Origin of the sequence: Streptomyces sp. NPDC020996 (genome assembly GCF_040641355.1) — a bacterium.
GTDB lineage: Bacteria > Actinomycetota > Actinomycetes > Streptomycetales > Streptomycetaceae > Streptomyces.
In genome coordinates, this window is sequence record NZ_JBFADM010000010.1 from 1 (window position 1) to 14,749 (window position 14,749).

The following is a 14,749-nucleotide window of genomic DNA, read 5'->3' on the forward strand; positions in this document are numbered from 1 at the left end:
CGTGCACGGTGACCTGCCCGCCCGGCAGGACGGAGGCCGGGTACACCACGACGTCGTCGTCCTCCCCGGCCGCCTGCGCGGCGGGCGCGGCGGCGTGGCGACCTTGAGGGACTGCTTCTCCAGGGAGTCCACCGTCTTGGTCTCCGTCGTCTTCAGCGCGTCCTTGAGCGTGCCCTGGCCGCCCAGCGCTCCGGCGATGCCGTCGCCCATGAAGCGGTAGGTGTCCGTCATCGTCGGGCCGAAGGTCCAGTCCGTGGTGACGTTCTTGGCGGCGTCCGCGAAGACGTCGAAGATCTTCTGGCCGCCGTAGAAGTCCACCGGCTTCTTCAGCGCCGCCAGGTCGAGGCCCGCGGTGGCCGCGGGGTAGAGACCGCCCTCACGGTTGAGGATCTCCAGCGCCTTCGGGTCGGTGTTCAGCCACAGCGCGAACTTCGCCGCCTCGTAGGGGTGCTTGCTGTCGCCGAGGACCGCCGTCGTCGAGCCGCCCCAGTTGCCGGCCTTGTTCTCGCCCGCGGACCACTGCGGCATCGGAGCCACGCCCCACTTGCCGGCGGTCGCCTTGGCGTTGTCACGGATGGTGCTGTAGCCCCAGGCGGCGCTGACCCAGGTCGCCACCTCGCCGTTGTTCCACGCCTTGTAGAGCGCCGGGGAGAAGCCCTGCAGGTCGGTCGCGACCAGCTTCTCGTCGATCATCTTCTGCCAGTAGTCCGCCACCTCGCCGGCGGCCGCGTTGTCGACGTCGACCTTCCACGTGTCGCCGTCCTGGCCGAACATGTTCGCGCCCTTCTGCCACAGCAGACCGCTGAACCAGTTCGGGTCCGTCTGCGAGAAGTGCGTCATGTACGCCTTCGGGTCGGCCTTCTTCAGCTTCTTGGCCGCCTCGTAGTACTCCTGCCAGGTCTTCGGGACCGATATGCCGTACTTCTTGAACAGGTCCTTGCGGTAGAAGAGGGCCATCGGGCCGGTGTCCTGCGGCACGGCCCAGACGCCGTCCTTGCCGTCGGCGCCGAAGGTCACCTGGGACCAGGTCCAGTCGACGAAGTCGCCCTTGGCCTGCTTGACGCCCGCGCACGAGGCGATGTCGGTGAGGCCGTCCTGGAGGCGGAAGCTCGCCAGCGAGTCGTACTCGATCTGCCCGAGGTCGGGGGCCTTGCCCGCCTTCAGGGCGTTCGACATGTTCTGGTACGTGCCGGCGTTGCCGTTCGGGACCGACTTGACGGTCACCTGGATGTCGGGGTTCTGGCGGTTCCACTCGGCCACCGCCTTGTCCACGCCGGGGATCCAGGACCAGTACGTGAGCTTGACCTTGCCGTCGCTCTTCTCACACTTGGCCTGCTCGCCCGACGCGCTGTCCTTGCTGCCGGAGCCGCCGCACGCCGCGGTGGCGAGCAGGGGGAGTGCGGTAAGGGCCACCAGGGCGCGGCGAAGCGCAGGGCGATGGGTCCGCAGTGACATGGCGTCTCCTCGAGTGCGTGCCGCTCCGCTACGTTCCCGGAGTGGCGGGGTGCGGACACATTGACTGTTACCTCCTCGTAAAGTCAACACACTCGATCGCTGGATAACGGAATCAAACATGAACCGTTATCGGGCGAGAGGGCGGCTCGGGCGTTGCTCCCTGCCTGGGGGGATTGGCTTTGCCGATCACGGGACGGGATTGCCGAACGCTGTCCGGAAACGATTCAGGGAATGTGCACATGTGAATGAGGGGTGTGGTGGGCGGTGCCTGCCCGGCTGCTCCGGAGCCTCCGGTACCCGATGGCCCGCCGCCGGGGTGATGCCCCGAACGGTGCTGTTCGACGGGCTGAACGAGGGGTCGGGCGGGCCTCTCGGGGCGGCGGACCGGATGGGCCTCAGCCGCGGTCCCGGGCCGGATACGGCCTATGCGGGCGCATACGCGCCCTCGGCCGCCGGACGCGGGCCGGCGGGCTCGACACGCCCGCCAGCGGCGGCCGAGGGCCGCGGACTCGGACCGTTCCCTGTGACGCCCGCAACACCGCCCCGGGCACCGGGCCGGCCGGCGCGGTTCCGTGCACATTCGAGCGTGATGTTCTGTCCGACGGGGCCGTGTGCGGCCGAGGGGCCGACGCGGCACGGCACGGGGCGGTTTGCTGGACCCCGGGTGTCTCCGGTCCGGCCGGCCCCGTCACCACGACCTCTTCTCAGGAGTTCCCTCCCATGACCCTTGTCTGCGGGCACGACGCGCATCCCTACGGCCCGCCCCTGTGCGCACATCTCCGTGCTGCTGCCGCGACGGACTACTTCCTGCGCTACACGGGCGCCGGCCTGAGCACCGAGCACGTCTGCGAGGTCTGCCGGGACGGCGGCGCCGCCGCCGGGCGGGTGTGCGAGGAGTGCTTCGACGACGCGCTCGGCAGCGTGCTGGGAGTGGTCGGAGCACCGGAGACCGTCGAGGCGCCCAGGCCGCTGGACCCGACGGTGGACAGCACGCCCCTCCCCGGGCGCGCCGGCAAGGTCGTGGACATCGCCCCCACGGAGCGGGGTCTGCTGCTGCTCTGCGCGGACGGACGCCTCCTGCTCTGGGACGCCCCGGGCGACGACTGCGCGGAGGTGGGCCGCAGCTCCGTCGCCCCGGACGCCGCCGCGGAACCCTGGTGCGGGCGCTCGCAGACCCGACGCCTGCACGCCTCGTCCGACGGCCGTTTCGCCGCCGTGGTGATCGACTACGGGCGGCACGGCGAGGTGATCGATCTGACCCGTGGGACGGTCACCCGCAGCCTGGAGAACGACGGCTACCACAGCGACACCGTTCCCTTCTCGCTCGCCTTCACCACCCTCGGCGAGCGCCAGGCCGTCCTGTACCGGGAGCGGTGGAACCGGATCTTGGTCTGCGATCCGGCGACGGGCGAGACCCTGACGACGACACCGACGGGCGCTGCGGACGCCCCGTGGAACAGCTGCTTCCACGGAGCGCTGCTTCCCAGCCCGGAGGGCACGCGCATCGCCTCGGACGCCTGGCAGTGGCATCCCGTCGGCTCGGTGCTGGTGTGGGACCTGCCCGCGTGGCCGGCCGACGGCGAGGACGCGCGGCCGGGACCGGCCGGCTGGTCCCAGCTCGCCCTGTGCGACTACTACTGGGACCGGCCCCTCGCCTGGCTCGGCGAGAACCGCCTGGCGATCGGCGGCCTCGGGGACGACGAGCAGACGCTGGTGAACGGCGCGACCGTCTACGAGTTCACCGGCGCGGGCGACGCGCGCTGCGTCGAGGCGGGAGCGTTCCCGGGGCCGTACGGCCGTTTCTTCGCCGCGGACGGGCTGCTGTTCTCGACGGGCGAGTCCGGACTGGACGTCTGGGACCCCGCCGAGGGAGCCCGCACCGGTTCGGTTCCCGGCTTCCGGCCCACCCGTCAGGACCCGCGGACCGGGGAACTCCTCCAGCTCGACGCCCACGCGGGCGTCGTCCGCAGCTGGCACGTCGGCAGGGCTGCCCGGGCGGAGACGCCCGGAGCCTAGGCGCCACGGCCCTTCGCGACGGGCCGGAAATCCCGGCTGCCCTCCTGCCTCAGACGGCGGCCGGCGCCTCCGTCGGGGTCAGGAGGGAGGCGCGTACGGCGGGGTACAGCCCCCGGCCACGCCGACGGCGACCGCTCCCAGGACCCGGCGCCGGGGGATCGCTGTCCGCCTGCGGGGCGACGCGCAGCGTGTTCGTACCGAGCGCGGACGGCCGGTCCGTCAGGGCCCGCCGGCTGGAGGCGGGAACGGCGGTCACCACGCCGAGGGCCGCGATGCCGATGGAGACGCCGAGCGCGGACAGCGTGGCCTGCGGCCTGCGGCCCGCGGGTCCGGATGCCGAGCAGGGTCGGCCGGCACCAGTGCGGGGCTGTTGACCAGGGCGCGCGCGATGGCGACCCGCCGGCGCTTGCCCCCGGAGATCTGCTGGGGAAGACGGCCGGCGGGCCGCCCTGCGGGGAGTGACGGTGTTCCAGCTCCACCCTGGCCGGCGCCTCCCGCGCGAGGGGCCTGCCTGCGGTGGGGGACACCCGCGTACAGCAGGCCGGTGGCGACGTTCTCCGCATGCCCCGCGCTGCGGACGACGCCGGTCGTCGGCCGGTCCAGGGCGGCCACAACGTGCAGCAGCGTCGACCTGCCCGGCCCGGACGGCCCAGCGATGGCGGGGAGTTCGCCAGGAGGAACGGGGCCGTGGTGCCGGTGGCGGCAGGCCGGGTCATCCCGTCGTCACCGCGACCGCGGTCGCCGAATCGCGTGCGGTCAGGGTATTGACGCCTCTCCCGGCCGGTGTCATTGTTTCCGGCACATGGACATCAGATGTCTGATGCCAGATATGGACCGGTTAGATGCGATCACCGAACGAAAAGGCTCCCACCATGTCGCTCGCGGACGATCTCGCCGAGCAGCTGCTCACCGCGATCATCGACGGCCAGTACCCGCCGGACTCCGCCCTCCCGCCCGAGGGAGAGCTCTCGGAACTCAGCGGTGTCAGCCGCCTGACCGTGCGCGAGGCGGTCAAGCATCTGCGGGCCCAGAACGTCGTCAGGGTGGTGCGCGGCCGGGGCACCTACGTCAACGCGCCGGACCGGTGGACCGCCCTGGAACCGGTTGTGCGGGCGGCCTCGCGCACCGCCAGCGGCGCCCTGTCGGAGCGGTTGATCGAGGCCCGCCGGCTCATCGAGAACGGCGCGTGCGAGCTGGCCGCCTCCCGCCGCAGCGAGGAGGACCTGGAAGAGCTGCGCCGGCACCTGACGGTCATGCGCGAGGCCGCCGACGCCGGCGACACGGAGCAGTTCGTGCAGGCCGACATCGACTTCCACGACACGGTGATGCGGGCTACGGGCAACCTGTTCGTCCCGCTGCTGTTCGAGCCGTTCGGCCCGCTGCTCGTCGAGGGCCGCCGGGAGACCTCGGCCGTCCCGGAGATCCGCAGTAACGCGATCGCACACCACGAACGGGTGCTCGCCGCGCTCGAGTCCGGCAGTCCCGATGCCGCCAGGGCCGCCATGGACGGCCACATGAACCAGACCGCCGACGACCTGCGCACCCATGTGATCAAGCGCGACCTCGACTGACCAGCCCCTCGCTCGACTCTTCGTCACAGACCAGGAATCCACCATGTCCCTACCCCGCCATGCCCAGACCGGCCCCGTCGCGGAGGCCGCGGTGCTGGAAGGGCTGCCCCCGGTCCGCGCGGTGAGCGCCACCGAGGTGGCCGCCCGTATCTCCGGCGGCCCCCGTCTCGTCGTCCTCGACGACGACCCGACCGGCACCCAGACGGTCGCCGACGTGCCCGTGCTGACCTCCTGGACGGTGGAGGATCTGCGCTGGGCACTGCGTCAGGACAGCGCCGCCTTCTTCGTACTCACCAACACCCGCAGCCTGTCGCCCGAGGACGCCGCCGCCCGCAATCGTGAGGTGGTCCGCGCCCTGCACGCGGCGTCCGAGGCGGAGGGCGCCGACTACGTCCTAGCCAGCCGCAGCGACTCGACCCTGCGCGGCCACTTCCCCCTGGAGACCGACGTCCTCGCCCGGGAACTCACCGAGCTGGGCGCCAAGGCGGCGGACGGCGTGGTGCTGGTCCCCGCCTACATCGAGGCGGGCCGGCTGACCATCGGCTCCCGCCACTGGATGCGGACGCCCGACGGCCTGCTGCCCGTCGGTGAAAGCGAGTTCGCCCGCGACGCCACCTTCGGCTACCGCAGCTCCGCCCTGCCCGAGTGGGTCGAGGAGAAGACGGACGGGCGCGTGCCGGCGGAAGAGGTCATGCGCATCACCCTCGACGATCTGCGGGTGGGCGGGCCGGCACACACGGCACGGCTGCTGTCCGCACTGCGCGGCGGGCGTACGGCCGTGGTCGACGCGGTGTGCGACGACGATCTGCGGGTACTGGCCCTGGCCCTCGCGGAGGCGGAGGAGAACGGCACACGGCTGCTGTACCGGGTCGGCCCGTCCTTCGTCAGGGCCCGCGCGGGCCAGGCCGGGCGGGCCCCGCTCACCCCCGCCGAACTGCGCCGGTCGCGCAGCCAGGCGCGCCACGGCCTGATTGCCGTGGGGTCCCACGTCTCCCTGACGACACGGCAGCTCGGGCGGTTGCGGGAGCGCGGCGGGATCATCGAGTACGAACTCGACATGGCCCTGCTGCTCGACGAGGAGCGGTGCGAAGCCCATCTCGCCGAGGTCGCGGCCGCGGCCGCCGACGCGCTGGACTCGGCCGACGCCGTGATCCGCACCTCGCGCACGCTGGTGGCGGGTGCCGACGCGGACGAGAGTCTGGCGATCTCCCGCCGGGTCTCCGCCGCGCTGGTGGAGACCGTGCGCCGGGTCACCGCCCGGCGCCTGCCCGCCTTCGTCGTCGCCAAGGGCGGCATCACCTCCAGTGACACCGCCACCCATGGCCTTCGGATCCGCCGCGCCTGGGCACGGGGCACGCTGCTGCCGGGCATCGTCTCCCTCTGGGAGGCCGTGGACGGCCCCGCCGCCGGCATTCCCTACATCGTCTTCGCCGGGAACGTCGGCGGCCCCGACGCCCTCGCCGACGCGATCGACCTGCTCAGGAGCGCGTGATGCTGCTGCACGGAACCGAAGCGCTCAAGCAGGCCGCGCACACCGGACACGCCGTGCCGGGGTTCGTCGCCTACAACCTGGAGACGGTCAGCGGCATCACGGCAGCGGCCGAGGCCGCCGGGCGCCCCGTCCTGGTCCAGGCCGGCTCCAGTCCGTTCAAGCACGCCGGACGCCGTGCCCTGATGCGGCTGGCTCTGGACGCCGCCGAACACTCCGGCGCCCTCATCGGCGTCCACCTCGACCACAGCCGCGATCTGCACGAGATCACCGTCTGCCTGGAGGCGGGCTACACCTCCGTCATGGTCGACGGGTCCCACCTGCCGTTCGCCGAGAACATCGCTCTGACGAAGGAGGCGGTACGGCGGGCTCGTGACCACGGCGCCTGGGTGGAGGCCGAACTCGGTGCCCTGGAGGGCGACGAGGACGTCTCCACCGACGCCGTGGCCGAAACCGCGTCGCTGACCGACCCACGGCAGGCGGCCGAGTTCGTGGAGGCGACGGGCGTGGACGCGCTCGCCGTCGCCGTCGGCAACGTCCACGGCTTCACCAAGGACCCCGTCCGCCTCGACCTGGAGCGGCTGGCCTTGATCCACGAGGCCGTCCCGGTCCCGCTCGTCCTGCACGGCGCCAGCGGCCTGCCCGTCGGGCAACTGCACGGAGCCCTCGCGCGTGGCGTCGCCAAGGTCAACGTCAACGCCGAACTGCGCCGCGCCTATCTGGAAGCCGTCCGCACGGCCCTCCCGGCCGCCCTGCCCGGCTCCGACGCCGTCTCCCTGTGGGCGGCAGGCCGCGACGCGGTCCGGGACGCCGCCCTGGAGGTCATCAGCCGTCTGAGTCCGTCCCCCGAAGGGAGGGCCGGGTGACTCCGGCCCAGCCCCGCTGACCAGTCGTCATCCCCACGTCCAAGTTCGATCCGGACAGCACCGCCGTACGGCGCGAGAACCCCGTACGGCCCCGAACCCCCCGCACCCGGTCCCGTGACCCACCGGGCGGCCCCGGGCCCCACAGCCCCCACGCCCCCGTCGCGCCACCCACGCGAGCAGCCCCGGGTCCCCACGCCCCCGTCGCGCCACCCACGCGAGCCGCCGGGAGTCGCCGGCCCTGCGCCATCCCCTCGCAGGCACCCCGACGCGCGTACTCCCTCCCCTTGCCGGACCCTCCCCGCCTCCGGCAGTGAATCCGCTCCTCTCCCCTTACCTCTTCAGGAGTACGAAGATGTCTCCCCACCCCCGTCCCCGAACGGCCGTCATCGGCCTGGGCGCCATGGGACTTCCCATGGCCCGCCGCCTGGCCGGTGAGCTGCCCGTCTCCGTCTACGACATCGCGGAGGACCGGCGGGCCGCCCTGGCCGCCGAGGGCGCCCGCGACGCCGCCTCTCCGGCCGAGGCCGCGCGTGACGCCGATGTCGTCGTGCTCGCCGTCCGCGACCAGACGCAGGTCGAGGGCGCGCTGTTCGGTGAGAACGGCGCAGCCGAAGCCCTCCGCCCCGGCGCGGTGGTGATCCTCACCAGCACCGTGGGCCCCGAGGCGGCACGCACCACCGCCCGACGGCTCGCCGAGCACGACGTGCTGACCGTGGACGCGCCGGTCAGCGGTGGCCCGGTGCGAGCCGGCAACGGCGATCTGCTGATCGTCGTCGGGGCCGAGGACGTCGCGCTGAAGACGGCCCGGCCGGTCCTCGACCTGCTCGCCTCGACACTCACCGTCGTCGGCCCCCGCCCCGGCGACGGCCAGGCGATGAAGGCCGTCAACCAGCTGCTGGCCGGCGTGCACATCGCGGCCGCCGCCGAGGCGATCGCCCTCGCCCGCGGCCTCGGGCTGGACCCGGGCACGGTCGTCGACAGTCTCAAGCACGGGGCCGCCGGCTCCTTCATGTTCGCCGACCGCGGGCCGCGCATGGTCCAGACGTACGGCGACGGCCCCGGTCCCGAGGTCAAGTCGCGGCTCGACATCTTCGTCAAGGACATGGGCATCGTCACCGGCATCGCCAAGGACGCCCACGTCCCCGTGCCGCTGGCCGCCGCGGCCGAACAGCTCTACCTGCTCGGTGAGCACGCCGGGCTCGGTGCCCACGACGACTCCTCCGTCGTCACCGTCCTGTCCCCCAAGTCCCCCAACGCCTCGGAAGGAGAGGGACGATGAGCCACACCGCCCTGCTCACCATCGCGGTCGCCGGTGTCGCGGCCCTCCTCCTGCTCATCCTCAGAGCCAGGGTCCAGCCCTTCGTCGCCCTCGTGGTCGTCAGCATCGGCGTCGCGCTGGCCGCGGGTGTGCCCGCCGCCGACCTGGTGAAGACGATCGAGGAGGGCATGGGCGCCACGCTGGGTCACATAGCCACCATCATCGCGCTGGGCGCGATGATCGGCCGCGTCATCGAACTCTCCGGCGGCGCGCATGCCTTCGCCCACTCCCTCATCGAGAAGTTCGGCTCCAGGCGCACCCCGCTCGCCCTGACCGTCGCCGGGTTCGTCCTGGGCATTCCGGTCTTCTTCGAGGTGGGCCTGATCATCCTGATGCCGATCGCGTACGGCGTCGCCCGTACCGCCCGCAAGCCGCTGCTGGTGTACGCGCTGCCGATGGGCGCCGCGATGCTCACCGTGCACGCCTTCCTGCCGCCGCACCCGGGCGCGGTCGCCGTCGCCGAGGCCATCGGCGCCAGCCAGGGCCTGGTGCTCATGATGGGCATCCCCATCACGGCCCTCGTCGTCCTGACCGGCTACCTCGTCTCCCGGCGCCTGACCCGCCGCGAGTACCCGATGGACCCCGCGGTGCACGCCGAGGTGTACGGCGAACCGGAGACCGGCGGCGGCACCGTGCCGGCTCCCGCGGACACCGGCTCGGCCCCCTCCGGCGACGGCCGCGCCACCGCCGTGCTGAACAGGACCGTGTCCTCGGGCAGCGAAGTGCGGCCGCCGTCCTTCGGCATGGTCCTGGCGCTGATCGTCACCCCGATCCTGCTGATCCTCGTCGGCACCATCGGCCAGAACATCCTCGCCGAGGGCTCCGGCCTGCGCGCCGTGCTCACCGTCCTCGGCGCCCCGATGGTGGCCCTGCTCATCGACGTCGTTCTGTGCGGGTTCTTCCTGGGCGCCCGCCGCGGCTGGGACCGGTCACGCATCGCCGAGGTGATGGGCTCCGCGCTGCCGCCCGTCGCGATGGTGATCCTGGTGGCGGGCGCGGGCGGCGTCTTCGGCAAGGTCCTGGTCGCCAGCGGCATCGGCGACGCGATCGCCGACGTCCTGGAGCACACCGGGCTGCCCGTGCTCCTGCTGGCCTTCCTGACGTCCCTCGCCCTGCGCGCGGCCCAGGGATCGGCGACGGTCGCGCTCATCACCACGGCCGGAATCCTCACCCCGCTGCTGCACCGCGCCGATCTGTCCACCAGCCACCTGTCCCTGGTGGCACTGGCGATGGGCGCGGGCGCCCTCGCGCTGTCCCACATCAACGACGCCGGGTACTGGATGTTCACCAAGCTCGCCGGTCTCGACGTCGCGGCGGGCCTGCGCACCTGGACCGTCCTGACGACCGTCATGGGCTGCGCCGGTTTCGCCCTCACCGCAGCGCTGTGGCCGCTGGTCTGACCACGCGTACCGACGCGCGGTGACTGCCCGCCCAGGCCGGCCAGGTCCTGGGCGGGCAGTCGCCACGCGCGGACCCGCCCCAGAGCCTCGGCAGGGACGACGGGACGGACGGGGCGGACAGGACGGACAGGGCGGACAGGACGGCGAACCGGCGGGCGCGCAACGCGGAGGCCCGAAGCCTCAGCCGAGCGGGGCGGCCAGCCGCCAGCCTTCGTCAAGCAGCCGGTCGACCGCCTCCAGGGCGAGTCGCAGCCGCGTCGGGCGGTCGCCGCGCACCTCCTGCCAGGGCACGCCGCGACCGGACAGCACCTTGCGGAACCGCTCGGTCATCCAGGGCCGCAACTCCTCGCCGTCGCGCAGGCCGTCGTCGTGGAACGGCACGTCCTCATGGCCGGTGAGCAGATACAGCGCCCTGGGCGGCATGGCGTCCGCGAGGAGGTGCACCGCCTCGGTGGTCCGGCCGACGTAGCGCTCCTGCCAGACGGTGGTGGCCAGTGCGTCGGTGTCGCAGACCAGCACGGGCCCGCCGGTCCGGGCGGCGTGTTCCTCCTCGGCCGACTGGCGGGCGGCGACGGCCTCGAAGTCGGCGTCGCTCCATTCCAGGTCGAACACGGTGGGTTCCGGAGCGCCGCGGCGGGCGGCCAGCGCGCGGGCCACCGCGAGCTTGGCGACGGTCAGTTCGCGCCCGTACTCGGGCACCCACCGGGTGAGCGCATGCGGGCCACCGCGGCTGCGCAGCGCCTCCGCCAGGTCGCGGGAGAGCGTGGTGGTGCCGGTGGACTCGGCGCCGAGCACCACCACCCGACGGGCGAACCAGGCCCGCACCGGCGGCTCCAGCGCGTCCCAGTGGCCCACCGGGTCGCCGCGGACCGCGGTGCCGGAGACCGCGAAAGTCTCACGTGCGACGTCCAGGCGGACGTCCGCCGCGCCGAACCGGCGTGCCAGTTCGGCGCCGTACGGCTCCGAGGTGAACACCGCGTCCACCGGGACGGCGGCATGGGCCGCGGCGGCGACCGCCTCACGCATCAGGGCCACGTGCTGGGTCCAGACGCTGTCGCTTTCGTAGTCCACCGGTATGTTGTCGACGACGCCGGCGACGGCCACCCGGGGCCGGTCCGCGTACGCTTCGCGCAGCCAGCCGACCCGGTCGGCCAGCGGTATCGACTCCACGTCCGCTGCCATCACCACGACCGTGACGCGACGGCAGCTGTCCGCCGCGGTGCGCACCAGGAAGTGGTGACCGGCGTGCGGGGGGTAGAACTTGCCGATGACCAGTCCGTGGTCGAAGGGGGCCGTCATGCGCGCACCGGGTCCGCTGCGGCGGCCGGCCGGCCCGCGGCCAGCTCCCGGCGCCAACCGCGCAGTCCGAGCAGGCACATCGTCAGGAAGAGCACGTAGACGATGCCGGTCAGGTAGAGCATCTTGGCGAAGTACAGGGGGATGTAGACCACGTCCGCGGCGATCCAGAAGTACCAGTTCTCATAGGACTTGGTGTTGAGCAGCCACTGGGCGGCCAGCGACAGCACGGTGGTGAGGGCGTCCCAGAACGGTGCGACGTCCTGGGCACGGGTCAGCACCACCGTCAGGCCCCAGGTCGCGGGTACGGCGAGCAGCAGCAGGACGACGAGGGTGCGCGCGGAGGCATGGCCCATCGGGCGGGCGGAGCGGCGCTCGCCGCCGCGCAGCCAGGTCCACCAGCCGACGGCGGCCAGCATCAGGTACACGACCTGCAGCACGGCGTCGGCGTACAGCTGCGCGCTCCAGAACAGAACCAGGAAGAACAGGTTGTTGGCGATGCCGACGGGAAAGTTGGCGATCCTGGCTCTGACGGTCAGCCAGACGCAGGCCGCGCCGGTGGCGAAGCCGAGCAGCTCCGCCCAGGTCACCGCGTCGCGGCCGAAGTCGAACAGCACGGTGTTCAGGGGCGCGACGATATCGCCCAGGACGTCGCTGACAGCCATTCAGAGCTCCTCGGCCGGTAAGTGTCAGCATGACGATAAGGGGTGGGGCCGTCCCGTGCCAAGCCCCTTCCGGCGAGGCGGCGGACCGGCGAACCGGCCGGACGGGTCACGGAACCGGACCGGAGTGCTGACCGGGCAGCCTGAGCGAGAAGATCGAGCCCTCCCCGGGCACGCTCGACACGTGCACGGTGCCGCCGTGCGCCTCGGCGAGCTTGCGGACGATGGACAGGCCCAGCCCGCTTCCGCCGCCCTGCCGGCTCCGTGACTTCTCCGCCCGCCAGAAACGGTCGAAGACCCTGGGCAGGTCCTCGCCGCTGATGCCGGATCCGGTGTCCTCGACGCTGAACACCACATCGTCGTCCTTCATCCGGGTGCAGAGGGTGACCGTGCCGCCGACGGGCGTGTGCCGGATGGCGTTGGACACGAGGTTCCCGATCGCCTGGCGCAGCCGCACGGGATCGGCGTACAGGTGGGGTCCCTCGTCGCCGGACAGCACACGCAGCCGCACTCCGGCGGAACCGGCGCTGCCCTGGTGGGCGCGGGCGACCTGGGCGAGCAGGGCGGCCGCGTCGACGCCCTCGGGGTGCAGCCTGAGCACGCCGGCGTCCGCCGCCGCGAGGTCGCGCAGGTCGTCGATGATGTGCTGCAGGAGCAGCGCCTCCTCCAGCAGCGAGGAGATGAGGTTCTCGTCCGCGGGTACGACACCGTCCTCGACGGCCTCCAGCCAGCCGCGTACGTTGCTGAGCGGGGTGCGCAGTTCGTGGGCGACGTCGCTCACCAGGGCCCGTCGCAGCTCCTCCAGCTGGCGGCGCCTGCTCGCCATCAGGTTGAACGCCTCGGCGAGTCTGCCGAACTCGTCGTCGCCGGTCACCTCGACGTGTGCGCTCTCGTCGCCCTCGGCCATCCGCCGGGCCGCGCCGGTCAGGGCACGCAGCGGCCTGACCATGCGCGTGCCGGCGACGAACGTGACCGTCATGGTGGTCAGCAGCACGGCGACGGTGACTCCTGCGATCCGCGCGCGGTTGGTGTCGGAGAGGTCGAAGAAGGTGGCGATCTTCTGGTCGGGTCCGCTGGTGAAGAGCAGAGCGGCCGGCGCCACGTAGGGGTCGAGCTGTTCCCGCCGGGCGGTGGAGAGGCAGGTCGTCACCGCGCGTGAGTCCGGAGTGCCACGGGCGGTCGACGGGATCCAGGTCAGGTCGTCGGCGAGCTGTACCGGCGGGGCGTGACGGGCGGTGAGGCAACCGTTGACGAGCCGGCCCAGCTGGGCGAGCGCCTTCCGCTCCGTGTCGGTGCGCCGGAGGAGTTCGTCCACCCGGCAGCGGTCACCGGTGTCCAGAGCACGGCCGTCGATCATGACCTGCTCCCGGCCGTTGGGCAGCTGCACGACGCTGACGTCCTGCAGCACTCCGGGCCCGCGCATACAGTTCGCCACCCGGGACGCCGTGGCCTGCTGAGCGGCCCTTTCCCGGGCGGTCAACCGGAAGGGGCCGACGGCGCGGGGATCGATGCGGTCGGCGGGCGCGCCGTCGTAGCGGGGCGCGAGCGCGGTGTCGACGGCGAACGCGTCGACGGTCGCCGACGCCGTCGACGGCAGCGACCGCGCCGGCCTTCGGTCTCCTTCCCCGGAATCCGCGAGCAGGTGACGGTCCTCGTCGGTCAGGGTGATGCGGCGGCCGGTCCGCCGCGACAGCTCGCGGATCACCGGTCCGACGTCTCCCCAGTCCGGGTGCGTGGCCGCGAAACCGACGAGCGCGTCGTAGATCCGTGCGTCGTCGGCGAGGACCTGGCCGCGCTGACGTCCGATGGCGACGGCGGTGAGGCTGACGACGAGCCAGGCGGTCGCGACGATCGAGCAGAGGGAGACCAGGGCGGACAGCAGCAGCAGCCGCGACCGCAGACTTCTGCGCAGCGGTATGTCACCTCGCACGGGGACCGGTCCCGCCGTCGGACGCCTCCGCGGAAGGAGCGTCGGCGACCTTGTAGCCGACGCCGTAGACCGTGAGCAGCCGCTCGGGCCGGGTCGGATCACGCTCGATCTTGCGGCGCAGGTTCATGACGTGCCCGTCGACCGTGCGGGTCGTGACATAGCGGTCGATGCCGTGCAGGTGCTCCAGCACCTGTTTCCTGGTGAACACCCGGCCCGGAGCCGACGCCAGCACCTCGAGCACGCGGAACTCGCCGGGAGTGCAGTCGACCAGCCGTCCCTCCACCCGCACCTCGAACCGGTCGGGGTCGACCACCAGGGCGCCCACGACATACGCCGGTCCGGCCTTCTGGACGGTTCCGGCACCGGGGGCGGCCGCGTGGCCGGCCCGCCTCAGCAGGGTACGGACGCGGGCCACCAGTTCACGCGGGCTGCAGGGCTTGGTCATGTAGTCGTCGGCGCCCAGGTCGAGGGCGAGCAGCAGGTCGTCCTCCTCCGCGCGCGCGGTGAGCATCAGCACGGGAACCTCGGACTCCCTGCGCAGCACCCGGCACACGTCCAGGCCGTCCACGCGCGGCATCATCCAGTCCAGCACCACGAGATCGGGCATCCGCAGCCGGATCTCGTCCAGGGCGGCCCGCCCGTCGTGGACGACAACGACCGAATGGCCTTCTCTCTCCAGGTAACGGCGGATGAGGTCGGCCTGTTTGGGGTCGTCGTCGGCGAGCACAACATACGCACACATGGCG

Annotated in this window: 12 protein-coding genes; 6 read left to right on the top strand and 6 right to left on the bottom strand. The window is 72.5% G+C overall.

Annotation, left to right across the window (positions count from 1 at the left end):
- On the bottom strand, positions 1-1,455 hold a 1,455-nt coding region (locus AB0G63_RS09935; protein WP_360747070.1), incomplete at its 3' end, for a sugar ABC transporter substrate-binding protein.
- Between the two features lie 720 nt (positions 1,456-2,175).
- On the opposite strand from AB0G63_RS09935, the gene AB0G63_RS09940 reads away from it, so the two are divergent.
- Positions 2,176-3,471 carry a hypothetical protein gene (locus AB0G63_RS09940; RefSeq protein ID WP_360747073.1) on the top strand — a complete coding sequence of 432 codons (1,296 nt, stop codon included), beginning with the start codon at positions 2,176-2,178 and terminating at the stop codon, positions 3,469-3,471.
- Between the two features lie 252 nt (positions 3,472-3,723).
- Here the strand turns inward: AB0G63_RS09940 and AB0G63_RS09945 are convergent, their stop codons facing one another.
- Positions 3,724-4,128, bottom strand: coding sequence for an ATP-binding cassette domain-containing protein (locus AB0G63_RS09945; protein WP_360747419.1), 405 nt, complete (start codon positions 4,126-4,128; stop codon positions 3,724-3,726).
- 215 nt (positions 4,129-4,343) lie between these two features.
- Here AB0G63_RS09945 and AB0G63_RS09950 point away from each other — a divergent pair, with 215 nt between their 5' ends.
- The 5 genes from AB0G63_RS09950 to AB0G63_RS09970 all read left to right on the top strand — a co-directional run bounded on the left by AB0G63_RS09950 (position 4,344) and on the right by AB0G63_RS09970 (position 10,115).
- Positions 4,344-5,042 carry a FadR/GntR family transcriptional regulator gene (locus AB0G63_RS09950; RefSeq protein ID WP_360747076.1) on the top strand — a complete coding sequence of 233 codons (699 nt, stop codon included), beginning with the start codon at positions 4,344-4,346 and terminating at the stop codon, positions 5,040-5,042.
- A gap of 43 nt (positions 5,043-5,085) precedes the next feature.
- Positions 5,086-6,534 (top strand): four-carbon acid sugar kinase family protein, encoded by a 1,449-nt coding sequence (locus AB0G63_RS09955; protein ID WP_360747078.1) that lies wholly within the window; start codon positions 5,086-5,088, stop codon positions 6,532-6,534.
- Positions 6,534-7,397 carry a class II fructose-bisphosphate aldolase gene (locus AB0G63_RS09960; RefSeq protein WP_360747080.1) on the top strand — a complete coding sequence of 288 codons (864 nt, stop codon included), beginning with the start codon at positions 6,534-6,536 and terminating at the stop codon, positions 7,395-7,397. Before AB0G63_RS09955 ends, AB0G63_RS09960 begins: the two co-directional genes overlap by 1 nt.
- Before the next feature lie 352 nt (positions 7,398-7,749).
- Entirely contained in the window at positions 7,750-8,676 is a 927-nt protein-coding gene (locus tag AB0G63_RS09965; protein WP_360747082.1) for an NAD(P)-dependent oxidoreductase, read from the top strand.
- On the top strand, positions 8,673-10,115 hold the full coding sequence (locus AB0G63_RS09970; protein WP_360747085.1) for an SLC13 family permease: 1,443 nt from the start codon (positions 8,673-8,675) through the stop codon (positions 10,113-10,115). The genes AB0G63_RS09965 and AB0G63_RS09970 overlap by 4 nt, the downstream gene beginning before the upstream one ends.
- Before the next feature lie 180 nt (positions 10,116-10,295).
- Here the strand turns inward: AB0G63_RS09970 and AB0G63_RS09975 are convergent, their stop codons facing one another.
- The 4 genes from AB0G63_RS09975 to AB0G63_RS09990 all read right to left on the bottom strand — a co-directional run bounded on the left by AB0G63_RS09975 (position 10,296) and on the right by AB0G63_RS09990 (position 14,745).
- Entirely contained in the window at positions 10,296-11,414 is a 1,119-nt protein-coding gene (locus tag AB0G63_RS09975) for an AAA family ATPase (RefSeq protein WP_360747087.1), read from the bottom strand.
- Positions 11,411-12,076: a nicotinamide riboside transporter PnuC gene (gene pnuC, locus AB0G63_RS09980; protein ID WP_360747090.1), complete on the bottom strand. Its 666-nt coding sequence runs from the start codon at positions 12,074-12,076 to the stop codon at positions 11,411-11,413. The genes AB0G63_RS09975 and pnuC overlap by 4 nt, the downstream gene beginning before the upstream one ends.
- Before the next feature lie 106 nt (positions 12,077-12,182).
- On the bottom strand, positions 12,183-14,003 hold the full coding sequence (locus AB0G63_RS09985; RefSeq protein WP_360747093.1) for a HAMP domain-containing sensor histidine kinase: 1,821 nt from the start codon (positions 14,001-14,003) through the stop codon (positions 12,183-12,185).
- Positions 13,993-14,745 (bottom strand): response regulator transcription factor, encoded by a 753-nt coding sequence (locus tag AB0G63_RS09990; RefSeq protein ID WP_360747095.1) that lies wholly within the window; start codon positions 14,743-14,745, stop codon positions 13,993-13,995. The genes AB0G63_RS09985 and AB0G63_RS09990 overlap by 11 nt, the downstream gene beginning before the upstream one ends.
- Positions 14,746-14,749 lie beyond the last annotated feature (4 nt).

Bases quoted from the DNA above. Each gene is read 5' to 3' on its own strand.
- AB0G63_RS09940 (WP_360747073.1), top strand. From the start codon at position 2,176: ATGACCCTTGTCTGCGGGCACGACGCGCATCCCTACGGCCCGCCCCTG.
- AB0G63_RS09950 (WP_360747076.1), top strand. From the start codon at position 4,344: ATGTCGCTCGCGGACGATCTCGCCGAGCAGCTGCTCACCGCGATCATC.
- AB0G63_RS09955 (WP_360747078.1), top strand. From the start codon at position 5,086: ATGTCCCTACCCCGCCATGCCCAGACCGGCCCCGTCGCGGAGGCCGCG.
- AB0G63_RS09960 (WP_360747080.1), top strand. From the start codon at position 6,534: ATGCTGCTGCACGGAACCGAAGCGCTCAAGCAGGCCGCGCACACCGGA.
- AB0G63_RS09965 (WP_360747082.1), top strand. From the start codon at position 7,750: ATGTCTCCCCACCCCCGTCCCCGAACGGCCGTCATCGGCCTGGGCGCC.
- AB0G63_RS09970 (WP_360747085.1), top strand. From the start codon at position 8,673: ATGAGCCACACCGCCCTGCTCACCATCGCGGTCGCCGGTGTCGCGGCC.
- AB0G63_RS09975 (WP_360747087.1), bottom strand. From the start codon at position 11,414: ATGACGGCCCCCTTCGACCACGGACTGGTCATCGGCAAGTTCTACCCC.
- pnuC (WP_360747090.1), bottom strand. From the start codon at position 12,076: ATGGCTGTCAGCGACGTCCTGGGCGATATCGTCGCGCCCCTGAACACC.
- AB0G63_RS09990 (WP_360747095.1), bottom strand. From the start codon at position 14,745: ATGTGTGCGTATGTTGTGCTCGCCGACGACGACCCCAAACAGGCCGAC.